Origin of the sequence: Mycobacterium asiaticum, from assembly GCF_001673635.1 — a bacterium.
Classification (GTDB): domain Bacteria; phylum Actinomycetota; class Actinomycetes; order Mycobacteriales; family Mycobacteriaceae; genus Mycobacterium; species Mycobacterium asiaticum_C.
Window position 1 is genome coordinate 1 of the sequence record NZ_LZMH01000052.1, and the last position, 13,078, is coordinate 13,078.

General features: G+C 68.3%; 13 protein-coding genes, 1 tRNA gene and 1 pseudogene. 7 read left to right on the forward strand and 8 right to left on the reverse strand.

Going from position 1 to position 13,078, the window contains the following annotated elements; translation table 11 throughout:
* Positions 1 to 153: pseudogene (locus tag A5645_RS27795) on the forward strand (DNA polymerase III subunit delta'); the annotation flags it as partial.
* A gap of 175 nt (positions 154 to 328) precedes the next feature.
* On the opposite strand, the gene A5645_RS14865 reads toward A5645_RS27795, so the two are convergent.
* From A5645_RS14865 to A5645_RS14880, 4 genes are all read right to left on the reverse strand, one after another.
* Positions 329 to 404 (reverse strand) — tRNA-Thr (locus A5645_RS14865).
* A gap of 64 nt (positions 405 to 468) precedes the next feature.
* Positions 469 to 1,632, reverse strand: a complete 1,164-nt coding sequence (locus A5645_RS14870) for a PE domain-containing protein (protein WP_065130071.1) — start codon at positions 1,630 to 1,632, stop codon at positions 469 to 471.
* A 32-nt stretch (positions 1,633 to 1,664) separates the two neighbouring features.
* Positions 1,665 to 2,246: a PE family protein gene (locus A5645_RS14875; RefSeq protein WP_065130072.1), complete on the reverse strand. Its 582-nt coding sequence runs from the start codon at positions 2,244 to 2,246 to the stop codon at positions 1,665 to 1,667.
* Positions 2,247 to 2,317: 71 nt separating this feature from the next.
* Positions 2,318 to 4,120 (reverse strand): hypothetical protein, encoded by a 1,803-nt coding sequence (locus A5645_RS14880; protein WP_065130073.1) that lies wholly within the window; start codon positions 4,118 to 4,120, stop codon positions 2,318 to 2,320.
* Here A5645_RS14880 and A5645_RS14885 point away from each other — a divergent pair.
* Positions 4,086 to 5,027, forward strand: a complete 942-nt coding sequence (locus tag A5645_RS14885) for an NAD-dependent epimerase/dehydratase family protein (protein WP_065035957.1) — start codon at positions 4,086 to 4,088, stop codon at positions 5,025 to 5,027. The two genes, A5645_RS14880 and A5645_RS14885, sit on opposite strands and share 35 nt — an antisense overlap.
* 73 nt (positions 5,028 to 5,100) lie before the next feature.
* Here the strand turns inward: A5645_RS14885 and A5645_RS14890 are convergent, their stop codons facing one another.
* The 4 genes from A5645_RS14890 to A5645_RS14905 are packed head-to-tail and all read right to left on the reverse strand — an operon-like array spanning position 5,101 to position 7,964.
* Entirely contained in the window at positions 5,101 to 5,442 is a 342-nt protein-coding gene (locus tag A5645_RS14890; protein WP_036363044.1) for a DUF2304 domain-containing protein, read from the reverse strand.
* A 13-nt stretch (positions 5,443 to 5,455) separates the two neighbouring features.
* Positions 5,456 to 6,151: a polyprenyl-phospho-N-acetylgalactosaminyl synthase PpgS gene (ppgS, locus tag A5645_RS14895; protein ID WP_065035935.1), complete on the reverse strand. Its 696-nt coding sequence runs from the start codon at positions 6,149 to 6,151 to the stop codon at positions 5,456 to 5,458.
* A gap of 35 nt (positions 6,152 to 6,186) precedes the next feature.
* Complete coding sequence (locus A5645_RS14900) at positions 6,187 to 7,479, reverse strand: hypothetical protein (RefSeq protein WP_155768030.1); 1,293 nt, start codon at positions 7,477 to 7,479, stop codon at positions 6,187 to 6,189.
* Positions 7,476 to 7,964 (reverse strand): inorganic diphosphatase, encoded by a 489-nt coding sequence (locus tag A5645_RS14905; protein ID WP_065130075.1) that lies wholly within the window; start codon positions 7,962 to 7,964, stop codon positions 7,476 to 7,478. Before A5645_RS14905 ends, A5645_RS14900 begins: the two co-directional genes overlap by 4 nt.
* A gap of 89 nt (positions 7,965 to 8,053) precedes the next feature.
* Between A5645_RS14905 and dacB the strand changes: the two genes are divergently transcribed.
* The 5 genes from dacB (at position 8,054) to A5645_RS14930 (ending at position 13,066) form a co-directional block, all read left to right on the forward strand.
* The gene (gene dacB / locus A5645_RS14910; protein ID WP_155768020.1) at positions 8,054 to 9,442 is read left to right on the forward strand and encodes a D-alanyl-D-alanine carboxypeptidase/D-alanyl-D-alanine endopeptidase; all 1,389 of its coding nucleotides are present in this window, start codon (positions 8,054 to 8,056) and stop codon (positions 9,440 to 9,442) included.
* A gap of 41 nt (positions 9,443 to 9,483) precedes the next feature.
* Positions 9,484 to 10,524, forward strand: coding sequence for a zinc-dependent metalloprotease (locus A5645_RS14915; RefSeq protein WP_065130141.1), 1,041 nt, complete (start codon positions 9,484 to 9,486; stop codon positions 10,522 to 10,524).
* The gene (gene tilS, locus A5645_RS14920; RefSeq protein WP_065130076.1) at positions 10,503 to 11,465 is read left to right on the forward strand and encodes a tRNA lysidine(34) synthetase TilS; all 963 of its coding nucleotides are present in this window, start codon (positions 10,503 to 10,505) and stop codon (positions 11,463 to 11,465) included. Before A5645_RS14915 ends, tilS begins: the two co-directional genes overlap by 22 nt.
* 38 nt (positions 11,466 to 11,503) lie before the next feature.
* Complete coding sequence (hpt, locus tag A5645_RS14925) at positions 11,504 to 12,079, forward strand: hypoxanthine phosphoribosyltransferase (protein WP_065130077.1); 576 nt, start codon at positions 11,504 to 11,506, stop codon at positions 12,077 to 12,079.
* Between the two features lie 687 nt (positions 12,080 to 12,766).
* The gene (locus A5645_RS14930) at positions 12,767 to 13,066 is read left to right on the forward strand and encodes a PE family protein (protein ID WP_065035940.1); all 300 of its coding nucleotides are present in this window, start codon (positions 12,767 to 12,769) and stop codon (positions 13,064 to 13,066) included.
* Positions 13,067 to 13,078 lie beyond the last annotated feature (12 nt).

The following is a 13,078-nucleotide window of genomic DNA, read 5'->3' on the forward strand; positions in this document are numbered from 1 at the left end:
TGCCGGCGCGATGCGGGGGGCCGCCGGTGCGATAAAGGATCTGGAGCGACCGCCGAAGTTCCCGCCAGACCAGGGCTTCGCGCGACGCTTTGGACCGTGCGCTGATCGACCTGGCCACCTATTTCCGGGATGCGCTGGTGGTCACGGCGGCGCGGGCGGCGCGGGCGCGTCGGCGAAGTACGTGGGCAGCGGCGGCCACGGCGGAGCCGGCGGCGTCCCGGGCCTGCCGCTGGGCACAGGCACCGGTGGCCTGGGCGGGCCGGGCGGCACCAAAGGCGTGATACTTGGCGAGGACGGCCTGCCCGGACCGGGCGGATGACGCGAAAGATGGAGCCGCCTAGGAGAATCGAACTCCTGACCTATTCATTACGAGTGAATCGCTCTACCGACTGAGCTAAGGCGGCGCTACCCGATTGTCGGGCGGCACGAGTCTACGGCAGCCGGCCCATCGCGCCCAACTCCGGCAACTCAGCGCAGTTCCTGCCCAATGGTCGCGACCATGGCGTCAACCGCGAACTTGGGTTTGACGTTGATCGCCAGCGCCTCCCGGCATTCCAGCACGGCCTCGATACAGCGCAGCAGCCGCTCGGGGCTGGCGTGCCCGGCCAGCGAGCTCACCCGCTCGGCCATGTCGGGATGGTTGGCCCGAACCTGGCCCGCGTCCGCCGAGACCACCAGCGCATCCCGGAAATAGGTGGCCAGGTCGATCAGCGCACGGTCCAAAGCGTCGCGCGAAGCCCTGGTCTGGCGGGACTTCTGCCGTCGCTCCAGATCCTTTATCGCACCGGCGGCCCCCCGCATCGCGCCGGCAATGCCCGCGGCGCCGCCACCGCCACCGCCGGCGCCTCCTTGGCCGCCATTGCCCAACAGAACGCCGCCCGCACCGCCGACACCACCAGCGCCGCCGGCCCCGCCCACGCCGCCTGCGTCAGCTGCGCCGCCCTGGCCACCGGCGCCCCCGAACCCACCGCCGCCGAATATCAGCGCGCCCTGCCCGCCGGCGCCACCGTTGCCGCCGGCACCGCCGAGCAGGCCGGCGCCACCTGCGCCGCCCAATCCGCCGAACCCGAGCAGCCGGCCGCCGGCCCCGCCGACACCACCGGTGCCGCCGCCAATACCGCCGGCACCGCCGGCCCCGCCGATCCCGATCAGTCCGGCGTCCCCACCGGCCCCTCCGGTGCCGCCCGGCGCACCGGTCGCGCCGTCGCCGCCGTTGCCGATCAACAACCCGCCGGCCCCGCCCGCTCCGCCCGGCGTCGTTGCGTTGGCCCCGTTGCCGATCAGCGGGCGGCCCAGCAGCGTCTGGGTCGGGGCATTGATCAGATCAAGCACCGGTTGCAGCGGCCCGGCGTTGGTCGCCTCGGCGGCCGCATACGACCCGGCGGCGCCGGTCAGCACATGCACAAACCGCTGGTGGAATGCCGCCGCCTGGGCGCTGAGCTCCTGATACTCACGCGCATACCCGGTGAACAGCGCTGTGACCGCGGCCGAGATCTCGTCGGCTCCGGCGGCCGGTAGCGCCGAGGTGGGCAGGGCCGCGACCAGGTTGGCCGAGGTCAGCGAGGACCCGATGCGGGACAGGTCCGTAGCGGCGGCGGCCACCAGATCGGGGACCGCGATCAACTCCGACACACCTCACTATCGGTGTTGCCGGCTGGGACGTTTCAGGGCGTGGCTAACCGACAGCGCCCGGCGCGCCGAAGAGCAAGCCGCCGGCACCGCCGAGACCATCCTTTCCGGGACTCCCGCTGCCGGACCCACCGGCCCCGCCGTTGCCGCCGTTGCCGATCGGCCTGAAGCGTCCCGCCGGGTGCGCCCTTGCCGCCACTGCCATACAGGAGCCCCCCGGGGCCGCCCGGTCCGCCCGGGGTGGTTGCGTCGGCGCCGTTGCCGACCAGCGGCCGGCCCAGCAGCGTCTGGGTGGGCGCATTGATTAGGTCGAGGACCGGCTGCAGGGGACCGACGTTGAGCGCTTCCGCCGCCGCATACGAGTCGGCACCTGCCGTCAGCGATCGTACGAACTGCTGATGAAACGCCTCAGCCTGAAGGGTGACCGCTCGGTATTGCTGGGCCTGCCCGGCGAACAACGCGGACACCGCCGTCGACACCTCGTCCGCACCCGCGGCCATTACCTCGGAAATAGGAAGCGCTGCAGCAAGATTCGCGACGTCGAGCGATGAGCCGATACCGAGCAGTTCCGCAGCCACCGACACCAGATATTCCGGGGCCGCGATCAGATAGGACATGTTCGTCCTCCCGCCTTCGGGAAGCCCTCAGCGTATCCCCGTTCCCGCCTCGGGGCCGGAGTTTGACCAGATCAGACCGGGGCCAAGAAGCCCACCGGCCCAGAGGCGAGGCAGACCGAGAGCGCGGTAGTGGTGGCGCGCGCCACGATGGCATCCCCGGCCCCCGGCAGCCGGGCATACACGCGGTTCAGGCCCGGATGCACGGGCACCTTGACTTCGCGGCCCTCGGACAGTGCCAGCACCATCGAACCGTCGGAATTGGCGAGGTAATTGAGTTCAATGGTCCACTCCGCCGGCAGCAACGGTCCGTCCAGAAGCAGGCGGGCCGGCTGGTCGGGCTGGACGAAATAGCCGCATTGTGGCACCGGGCCCGGCGCGATCGTCCGCACCCAGGTCACTCGGGCGTCGACCAATCGGCCTTTGCTGTCGATAACCCGCAATTGTGTTGTAGCGGAGGAGAATTCAGGGCGATCGCGGATCAGGGCGAACATGTGGCTGGCCAGGTTCTCCGGCCAGGCCACCCGTTGGAGTACCAGCGGGTCGACTTCCTGGTCCAGCAGCGGCACCGCCCTGTTGGTGTTCGCCAGGCCGGCCTGGGCGTTTTTCAGATAGGGCTCCGCCGGGTTGTCCCGCCACGAGGTGAGGAACGTAGCCGTCGAATATCCGCTGCTGATCAAAAACAGCAGTGCCCCAACGCATGTCAGCACGGTACGCAGCCGGGAGGCGTCGAGCCGGCGGGCTGACTCCCGGTTGGGTGCGATGAACGCGACCGCGGCCAGCAGCGCCAGCACCACCACCAGATCGGGGAAATACCGAAGCGTCTGGGCCAGTTCGAGGGCGGTGAACCGCGACGAGCGCATCAGATAGATGGGCACCTGGCAGGCGACGGCATAGCCCGCTGCGGTCAGCCACACCAGCCCGATCCGCTGCTTGCGTGCCAGCGAAACACCAAGCGCTGCAGCCAGAACCAGCCACCCGAGCACCATCACCGAGACCGGTGGTGTGGCCCACGGCGAGGCCGGCGCCCATCGCGCCCAGTCCCATGGCCCACCGGCCAGGCCCGGCGCTATCCCGTGCGTGATCGAACGGCGCAACAGCGCCCACGTCATCGCCAGATCCGAACTCCATCGCCGCTGATTCACCACCGACAGGTACAGCGCTACCCAGCACACCGTGATCGCCAGCGACGCCGCCCACAGCCGCGCACCCGCCCGCCAGACCGTGCGCAGCGGATTGGCGCCGCCCTGCACGTGCTGGAGCAGGCCCGCCACCGCGAACGCGACGAACGGGATTACCGCGGCCTTCTCGAAGAACAGCAGGCCGCCGAGGTAGGCCAGCACACCGGTGACGGCGTAGCGCTCGTTGCCGGTGCGGATCAGCAGCACCGCATCGGCGCACACCCAGGCCATCGCGGTCAGCATCGGCAGTGAGTTCAGCGCGGCAGCCCACCACGCGAACCCCGGCACCCCGAGCGGAGTGAACAGCGCGAACGTCAGGGGGATCAGCAGCACCGGCCGCCACCCCAGGATCACGTACAGCGCCCGTAACAACGCCAGGGATGCCAACAGCTGCAGCACCACCAGGCTGACCGCCGGCCACGTCCACACCAGGGGGGCCAACCGGATGATGGCCCCGGCCAGCAGGAAGGCGCCGGGCATCACGTGTCCGTCGTGGTCGTCGAACAGGTACGACGGTGACAGCAACCCCTGTGTCCCGGCCCGGCCGACGAGAATCAGATCGTCCCAATAGAAATAGCCACCGAACGCCAGTACCGCGCGAATCCCGAGCTGCGCCACGATCAGCGCGGCTGCCGCCAGCGCCACTCGGTATGGTGGGCCAGTGCGCGCACTGGTCACCGGGGCAGCCGGTTTCATCGGGTCGACGCTAGTCGACCGTCTTCTGGCCGACGGCCACACGGTCGTGAGCCTGGACAACTTCGCGACGGGCCGCGCGACCAACCTGGAGCACCTGGCCGGCAACACCGGGCACGTCTTCGTCGAGGCCGACATCGTGTCCGCCGACCTGGAGTCGATTTTCGACGAGCACAAGCCCGAGGTGGTCTTTCATCTGGCCGCTCAGATCGATGTGCGGCATTCGGTGGCGGACCCGCAGTTCGACGCTTCGGTGAACGTGATCGGCACCGTGCGAGTCGCCGAGGCGGCGAGGCGCGCCGGTGTCCGCAAGGTGGTACACACCTCGTCCGGGGGTTCCATCTACGGTGTTCCGCCGCAGTACCCGACACCGGAGACGGTGCCGACCGACCCCGCTTCACCCTATGCCGCGGGCAAGGTGGCCGGTGAGATCTATCTCAACACCTTCCGGCATTTGTACGGACTGGATTGCTCACACATCGCGCCGGCCAACGTGTACGGCCCGCGCCAAGACCCGCACGGCGAGGCCGGTGTGGTCGCGATCTTCGCGCAGGCGCTGCTGGAAGGTAAGCCCACGAAGGTTTTCGGGGACGGCTCCAACACCCGCGACTACGTATTCGTCGACGATGTGGTGGACGCCTTCGTGCGGGCATCCGGCGATGCGGGTGGCGGTCAGCGGTTCAACGTCGGGACCGGGGTCGAAACCTCGGACCGCCAGCTGCATTCAGCGGTGGCCGCCGCGGTCGGCGGTCCGGACGACCCGGAGTTCCACCCGCCGCGGCTGGGCGACCTGCGCCGGTCCTGCCTTGATATTGGTTTGGCGGCAACGGTTTTGGGTTGGCGGCCCCAGGTCGGTCTGGATGAGGGTGTGCGCCGGACGGTGAATTTCTTCCGGAGCCAGCGGGCCTAGTAGTTATGGCGAGCAGACGCAAAAGCACCCGCACGCACGGCGTGTCGGGTGCTTTTGCGTCTGCTCGCGCAAGCTAGCGCGGCTCGGGGACCTGCGCGCTCTCCAAGGCGATAGCCCGCGCTAGCCGCGCATAGCGCAACTCCAGGTCCTTGAACCGCATATATGTACTCAATGTGGTGAAACTGAACGCCATGATCAGGGCATACAGCATCAAATCCGTGCCGCGATTGACTCCGAACCAGTGCGCCACCACCGTCGTGTCATCCGGTCGCAGCACTGCGTAGATGCCCAGCAGCACGAACAGCACGTAGCCGACCTTGACCCACGCCCGCGCCCGCGCGCTGCGGCGCGATCGCAGCAAGAAGATCAGCAACGCGATGATCGAGCCGATCAGCAGCACCTTGATCCAGTTCATTTCCTCGTCCTTGTCAACGCCGAATCCTCCCGCGCAGGAACCCGTCGAAGATGATGTTGACGCCGTTCAGTAGCGGCTGACCCTTCGACTTGGAGTACTCGGTATAGAGCACCTCGACCGGTTCTTCGGCTACCCGCCACTGGTTTTCGGCGATCATCATGACAATCTCGGTGGCGTGGCTCATGCCGCTCATGGTGATGTTCAGCCCGTCGGCGACGGTCTTGTTGAACACCCGCAGACCGTTGTTGGTGTCGGTTAGGCCCAGCCGCCGGCCACGTCGGCTCAGGCGCGCGGCGGTCTGCAACACCATTCGCTTGAGAAACGGTGGCCGGCTGCCGACCGGCCGGCCGAATCGGGTGCCGATCACGATGTCGACGTCGCCGACCAGAAGCCGGTCCACCATCGCGGACAGGTCCTTCACCCGATGCTGGCCGTCGGCGTCGAAGGTGGCAAAGACCTTGGCGCCGGGCTGGCTGCGGGCGTACTCGATGCCGGTCTGGATGGCCGCGCCCTGTCCCAGGTTGATCGGATGGCGCACCAGGTGGGCTCCGGCCAACCGGGCGATCTCGCCGCTGCCGTCCGAGCTGCCGTCGTCCACGCAGACGACGTTGTCGAAGACCGAGCGCAGCTCGGAGATCACCTCGCCGATGACGGGGCCTTCGTTGAAGTTGGGGACGACGATCCAGACGTCGCGCGTATCAGAACCCATTGCAAGCCACAAAGTACACGTCGGACCAGGTCTGATCAGCCGTCGGCGCGTCCGCCACGCCCCAGGGCGAGCAGATGGACGGCGATTCCCACCAGCGGACCGCAGAACAGGGCCACCACGGTGCGGGTCTCCAGCGCCAGCGGCAGCATCAGCAACAACCCGGCGGCCACGGTGGCGGCAACCCACCCGAGCGAGTACGCGCGGTGCAGCGCGGCCGCGACCGCCGCCGAACCGGTGAGCGTAAGCAGGGCGATGGCCACCGCGGCGGCCGTCAGCCACGCCAACAGCGCGCTGCTGGCCTGATAGTCCGACCCGAACGCGGACCGCAGGAGCCACGGGCCCACCAGCCCGGCCAGCAGCACACCCAGCCCGCCGATCCCCGCGACCAGCAGCGCGGGGGATACCAGCGCGCGCAACCGGTGGCTGCGTTCGTCGACGAAGTGGGCGATCAGGTTGCCCTGCATCGCAAAAAGCGGCACCAGCAGCGGCGCCCGGGTCAGCGTCACGGCCAGGATGATCACGCCGCCCTCGGCACCCAGGTCGGCCGAGGTCGTCTTCAGCAACACCGGGAAACCCATCACGAGAATCGCGCTGGCGCCCGCCGCCGTGATTGAGTGGGCGGCGCCGCGCAGGAACGTCGAAGTGTTGCCCGGGGTTTGGACGCGCGCCGCGGCGCGCGCCTTCGACGAGCCGACCAGCATGATCAGCCACGCCACCGAGCCGGCGACCGTTGCCCACAGGTATCCGACGAGCCCCCAACCGGCCACGAACGTGACCGCGGCGACCGTCACGCGCATCACCGCGTCGGTCACCATCAGCGTCCCGTACTGTCCCCATCGGTCGAGCCCGGCCAGCATGCCCAGCAGGGTCGAATGCAGGCAGATGCCGGCCAATCCGACGCTGAGCAGGGCGATCGACTCCCCGCGCGCCTCGACGAACACGCGCCCGGCCCACAGTGGTGAGCTGCCCGCGATCAGGGCGGCCGAGATCAGGCCGACCATCCCCGCCACACGCAGCGGACGGATCCGGGATTCGCCCGGGGCGTCCAGGTATTGCATGGCGCGGACTTCTCTGGTGGTTTCCTGCAGCAAGCCGTTGGCGGCCCCACCGACCAGCCCGAACGCACCCCAAAACACGCCGAAAATGGAGAAGCCGCTCGGGGAGAGGTTGCGCGCGGCCAGATAGACCACCGCGTAGCCGCACAGCGCGGTCAGCGCCGTCGCGATACCGACCCGGACGACGCTGCTGCGCGCGACCGGGCCGACCGACGCCCCCGCGGCTGCCGGTGTGGCCGCGCCGTCCGTCACCGTGGCGACACTACGGTTCAGTGTCCTTCGGTCTTGAACCGCTCCACCGAACGCTGCACCTCGGCCTCGGCTTCCGCGCGGCCTACCCAGTCGGCGGCCTTGACGTACTTGCCCGGTTCGAGGTCCTTGTAATGCACGAAGAAGTGCTTGATGGCTTCCAGTTCGTACTCCGGCACGTCGCCGATGTCCTGGATGTGGTCCCACCGATTGTCACCGGCTGGAACGCACAGCACCTTGTCGTCGCCGCCGGCCTCGTCGACCATCCGGAACATGCCGACCGGGCGCGCCTCCACCAGCACGCCGGGGAACAGCGGCTGCGGCAGCAGCACCAGCGCGTCCAGCGGGTCACCGTCCTCACCGAGGGTGTCCTCGATGAAGCCGTAGTCGGTGGGGTAGGCCATCGGGGTGTAGAGGTAGCGGTCCAGGCGCACCCGGCCGGTCTCGTGGTCGACCTCGTACTTGTTGCGCTGGCCCTTTGGGATTTCGATGGTCACGTCGAATTGCACGGCTACACACTAATCCAGCGGGTGCCGCGGGGATGCTTTGCGGCCGGTTCGGCAGAATGGGACGCGACGACAGGAGTGCGACGATCTCTATGGGCCCCAAAAGCTGGCGCAAGTCCACCCACGTGCTGGTCGGGTTGGTGGTACTTGTGTTCGTCGCTGCCGTGGTGGCCGCGGCCGTGCTGTTCACCACGGGAGGTCACGGCACCAGCGGCGCGCGCTCACCGGTGCCGCCGCCGCGGCCCCCCACGGTCAAGGCGGCGGTCTCTCCCGTCGCCGACAACGCCGACACACCCAGCGCCGGCGGGGTGGCCGCGGCGCTGGCCGCCGCCGCGGCCGATCCCAACCTGGGCAGGCTGGGCGGGCGGGTCACCGACGCCCTGACCGGCAAGGAACTGTGGCGCCTTCTCGATGATCAGCCGATGATCCCGGCGTCGACCAACAAGGTCCTGACCGCCGCCGCGGCCCTGCTCACGCTGGACCGGCAGGCCCGGATCAGCACCCGGGTGGTCGCGTCCGCGCAGAACGCGCAGGGTCCCGTCGTGCTGGTGGGCGCCGGCGACCCGACGCTGTCGGCGGCGCCTCCCGGGGTGGAGACCTGGTATCACGGGGCGGCGCGGATCAGCGATTTGGTCGAACAGGTGCACCGCAGCGGCGTGACGCCGACATCTGTTCAGGTCGACATCTCTGCGTTCAGCGGTCCGACGCTGGCGCCGGGCTGGGACCCCGCAGACGTCGACAACGGTGACGTCGCGCCGATTGAGGCGGCAATGATCGACGCGGGCCGCATCCAGCCCACCACGGTCAACTCGCGGCGGTCCCGGACCCCGGCGCTGGACGCCGGACGGGAGTTGGCCATCGGGCTCGGCCTGGATCCGGGTGCGGTGACGATTGGTTCGGCCCCCTCCGGCGCCCGGCAGTTGGCCGTCGTCCAGTCGCCGCCGCTGATTCAACGGCTCTCCCAGATGATGAACGCCTCCGACAACGTGATGGCCGAGTGCATCGGCCGGGAGGTGGCGGCCGCGATCAACCGGCCGCGCAGCTTCACCGGCGCCGTCGACGCCGTCACCAGCCGGCTCAACACCGCCCACGTCGACACCAGCGGGGCCGCACTGGTGGATTCCAGCGGGCTGTCGGTGAACAACCGGCTGACCGCTCGCACGCTGGACGGCACGGTCCAGGCCGCCGCGGGACCGGACCAGTCGTCGCTGCGCGCCCTGCTGGATCTGTTACCCATCGCCGGTGGCAGCGGCACCCTCGGGGAACGTTTCCTGGATCGGTCCACCGACCAGGGCCCGGCCGGCTGGCTGCGCGCCAAGACGGGTTCGCTGACTGCGGTGAACTCGCTGGTCGGGCTTCTCACGGATGCCAGTGGCCGGGTGCTCACGTTTGCGTTCGTGTCCAACGACGCCGGCCCGAACGGTCGCAACGCACTCGATGCGCTGGCCTCCAGGTTGTGGTTCTGCGGGTGCGCGACGTGACCGACCCCTCGTCCTCGTCGCCGGGGTCCTCCGGCCTCACTATGGGTAACGCCGTCGACTGGGGGTTTGCGGCCACCGTGGGCGAGAAACTGGCCCGCGGCGGGCCGGTGACCTCCGACTACACCCGCCGCCAGGTGATGGCGCAGTTGATGACGGCGGCCGAACAGGCCGAGCCACCCGTTCGCGACGTCACCGGCCTGATCACCGAGGGCCCCGTGCCACCGGCCCGCGTCGTCGACCGCCCCGAATGGATCCGGGCGGCAGCTCAATCGATGCGCGCCATGACCAACGGCAGCGAGAAGCCGCGTGGCTTCATCACCGGGCGGCTCACCGGCGCACAGACCGGCGCCGTGCTGGCGTTCGTGTCCTCCGGCATCCTCGGGCAGTACGACCCGTTCAATTCGCTCAACGGCCAGCAGGACCAGCGCACCGGAACGCTGCTGCTGGTGTATCCGAACGTCATCGCCGTCGAGCGCCAGCTGAAGGTCGACCCGTCCGACTTCCGGTTGTGGGTGTGTCTGCACGAGGTCACCCACCGAGTGCAGTTCACCGCCAATCCGTGGATCGCGGACTATATGTCGAGCTCGCTGGGATTGCTGACCCAGGAGCCCGCCGACGACATCCGTGAGGTGGCCGGCCGGCTCGCCGAATACGTGCGGACCCGCGGCAACGGTTCGGACGACACCAATGCAAGCGGGATTCTGGGCTTGATGCGCGCGGTGCAGTCCGAGCCACAACGTAAAGCCCTCGACCAGCTGCTGGTCCTGGGCACGCTGCTCGAGGGCCATGCCGAACACGTGATGGACGCGGTCGGGCCGATGGTGGTCCCCTCGGTCGCCACCATCCGGCGCAGGTTCGACGAGCGCCGTCAGCGCAAGCAACCGCCGCTGGCGCGACTGCTGCGTGCGCTGTTGGGTGTCGAGGCGAAGCTCAGCCAGTACACCCGCGGCAAGGTGTTCGTCGACCAGGTGGTGGAGCGCGTCGGCATGAAGCGGTTCAACACCGTCTGGACGAGCCCCGAGACATTGCCGTTGCCCGCCGAGATCGACCAGCCCCAACGATGGATCGACAGGGTGCTGTAGCCCAACTGCGCAGGGCTGTAGAGGAATTCGCGCAGACACAGCTGGTCGATACGGACGCACGGTGGTGCGTGGGATTGTCCGGCGGCCCGGATTCGTTGGCGCTCACCGCCGTTGCCGCAAAGCTGCGGCCCACCACCGCGCTGATCGTGGACCACGGATTGCAGACCAGTTCGGCTCAGATCGCGGAAATGGCACGCGCGCAAGCTATTTCATTGGGCTGCGAGCAGGCGCGGGTGATTCGCGTCGAGGTCGGCGGCGGTGGCGGCCCGGAAGCCGCGGCCCGCTCCGCCCGGTACGCCGCGCTGGACCGCCATCGCGACGGCCCGGTGCTGCTGGCCCACACGCTCGACGACCAGGCCGAAACGGTGCTGCTGGGTCTGGGCCGGGGCTCGGGCGCCCGGTCCATCGCCGGTATGCGTCCCTACGATCCGCCTTGGTGTCGCCCGCTGCTCGGGGTGCGCCGGCAGCTGACCCACGCCGCGTGCGCCGAGCTCGGCCTCGACCCCTGGTGGGATCCGCACAACCGGGACCCCCGCTTCACCCGGGCCCGACTGCGCAACGAAGTGCTGCCGCTACTGGAAGAGGTCCTGGGCGGCGGCGTGGCCGAGGCACTGGCGCGCACCGCGACCGCCTTGCGCGAGGACACCGATCTGATCGACGCGATCGCCGCCGCTGCACTGCCCGAGGTCACGACGGGAGACGGGCTCGACACCGCCGCCCTGTCCGGGTTGTCCGCACCGGTGCGACGGCGGGTGATCCGGGCCTGGCTGTTAGGTGGCGGCGCGATCAACCTGACCGACAAGCAGATTCGCGGAGTGGACACGCTGGTGACCGCATGGCGGGGTCAGGGTGGGGTGGCAGTCGGCTCCACGCTGCGGGGTCGGCGCCTGGTGGCGGGTCGTCGGGCCGGCCTACTTACATTGCGCCAGGAAGCAATTTGACGGCTGCGTTGGTTCCTCACAGCTAAGCATGGCACGCTGTGCACGTGGCGGCCGAGCTGTATCCGGGGGACATCAAGTCGGTGCTGCTCACCCAGGAGCAGATTCAGGCCCGCATCGCCGAGCTCGCCGCACAGATCGGCGAGGACTACCGTGACCTGGCAACAACCACCGGCCAGGACCTGCTGTTGATCACCGTCCTCAAGGGTGCGGTGCTGTTCGTCACGGACCTGGCTCGCGCCATTCCGCTGCCAACTCAGTTCGAGTTCATGGCGGTGAGCTCCTATGGTTCCTCGACGTCCTCGTCGGGCGTGGTGCGGATTCTCAAGGACCTCGACCGCGACATCCACGACCGCGACGTGCTGATCGTCGAGGACGTGGTCGACTCCGGCCTGACGCTGTCCTGGCTGCTGCGCAACCTCACCAGCCGCCATCCGCGCTCGCTGCGGGTGTGCACGCTGCTGCGCAAGCCCGACGCGGTGGGCGCAAACGTCGACATCACCTACGTGGGCTTCGACATCCCGAATGACTTCGTCGTCGGCTACGGCCTGGATTACGACGAGCGTTACCGCGACCTGTCCTACATCGGGACGTTGGATCCGCGGGTTTACCAGTAACAGTCAGCTCGCTCCCAGACAGGCCGGCGGCGACCGCGGCGATAACTTTGCGGGTGCGGTTTGCAATCGGTGTGGCTCGGACCTTAGCCTCTAGGGTCGGACCATCGCGGTCCCGGCCGTTCACCGTCGCGTTGTCTGGCCGTTTTCCCATGATGGTTCCACGAGCAAACGACTCAAAGCGCAATTGCCGCGCCAGTGGTGGTCGTTGGTCCGGCCGTGGATCGTATCAAGCACCATTCCCGGCGGCGCCCACTGGACATCGTGTGTGAAGTATACGCAGGACCTTCGGCATATCCAGGTAACCCGTCAGCGGGTGTCCGACCCGACTTCGGACCCTCTTATGGCGGCGGGTAATCACGTTGTGTGTCAGTGCTTTTGGAAGGTAACGCAGATCACATCCCGAGGCTGCCAGCCGCCACCACGCCATAATTGGGGCCGAGAAATCAACTATTTCCGATAATTCATACAATACTCAAAACATATTTCATTCAGATAAGACTCATAGAAATAATGCAAATGGGCACCCGGAGCGTCTCAGCAAATGAACAATTGATAACTCGACAGTGAACAGGCTTGCTGAAGCCTGTGTTGCGCACGGCGGGCTGCCTAACCTGACGGAGGATGCGCGTCAGTGGCGTACCGGTTGCTGAAAGTCACTGATGCAAGTGCTCTAAGGGAGGAACACAAATGTCACTCGTGATCGCTCGGCCCGAAATCGTGGCGGGCGTCGCCGGGGAACTGCAGTCCATCAACGCAATGGCGCGCACAGGGGACGAACTTGCGGCAGCACCGACCACTGGGGTGGTTCCGGCCGCCGCCGACGTGGTGTCTCAGCTGACCGCCGCCCAGTTCGCCGCGCACGCACGTCTGTATCAGGTGATCAGCGTCCAGGCGGCAGCTGTGCAGGAGCAGCTGGCCACCACGCTTGCCGTCACCGCGGGCTCTTACGCGGACACCGAGGCGGCCAACGCCGCCAGCATCGGCTAGGTGGGGGAGTAG

Bases quoted from the DNA above. Each gene is read 5' to 3' on its own strand.
- dacB (WP_155768020.1), top strand. From the start codon at position 8,054: ATGGGCCCCAAAAGCTGGCGCAAGTCCACCCACGTGCTGGTCGGGTTG.
- A5645_RS14930 (WP_065035940.1), top strand. From the start codon at position 12,767: ATGTCACTCGTGATCGCTCGGCCCGAAATCGTGGCGGGCGTCGCCGGG.
- tilS (WP_065130076.1), top strand. From the start codon at position 10,503: ATGGATCGACAGGGTGCTGTAGCCCAACTGCGCAGGGCTGTAGAGGAA.
- A5645_RS14880 (WP_065130073.1), bottom strand. From the start codon at position 4,120: ATGAAACCGGCTGCCCCGGTGACCAGTGCGCGCACTGGCCCACCATAC.
- ppgS (WP_065035935.1), bottom strand. From the start codon at position 6,151: ATGGGTTCTGATACGCGCGACGTCTGGATCGTCGTCCCCAACTTCAAC.
- A5645_RS14915 (WP_065130141.1), top strand. From the start codon at position 9,484: ATGGGTAACGCCGTCGACTGGGGGTTTGCGGCCACCGTGGGCGAGAAA.
- A5645_RS14890 (WP_036363044.1), bottom strand. From the start codon at position 5,442: ATGAACTGGATCAAGGTGCTGCTGATCGGCTCGATCATCGCGTTGCTG.
- A5645_RS14875 (WP_065130072.1), bottom strand. From the start codon at position 2,246: ATGTCCTATCTGATCGCGGCCCCGGAATATCTGGTGTCGGTGGCTGCG.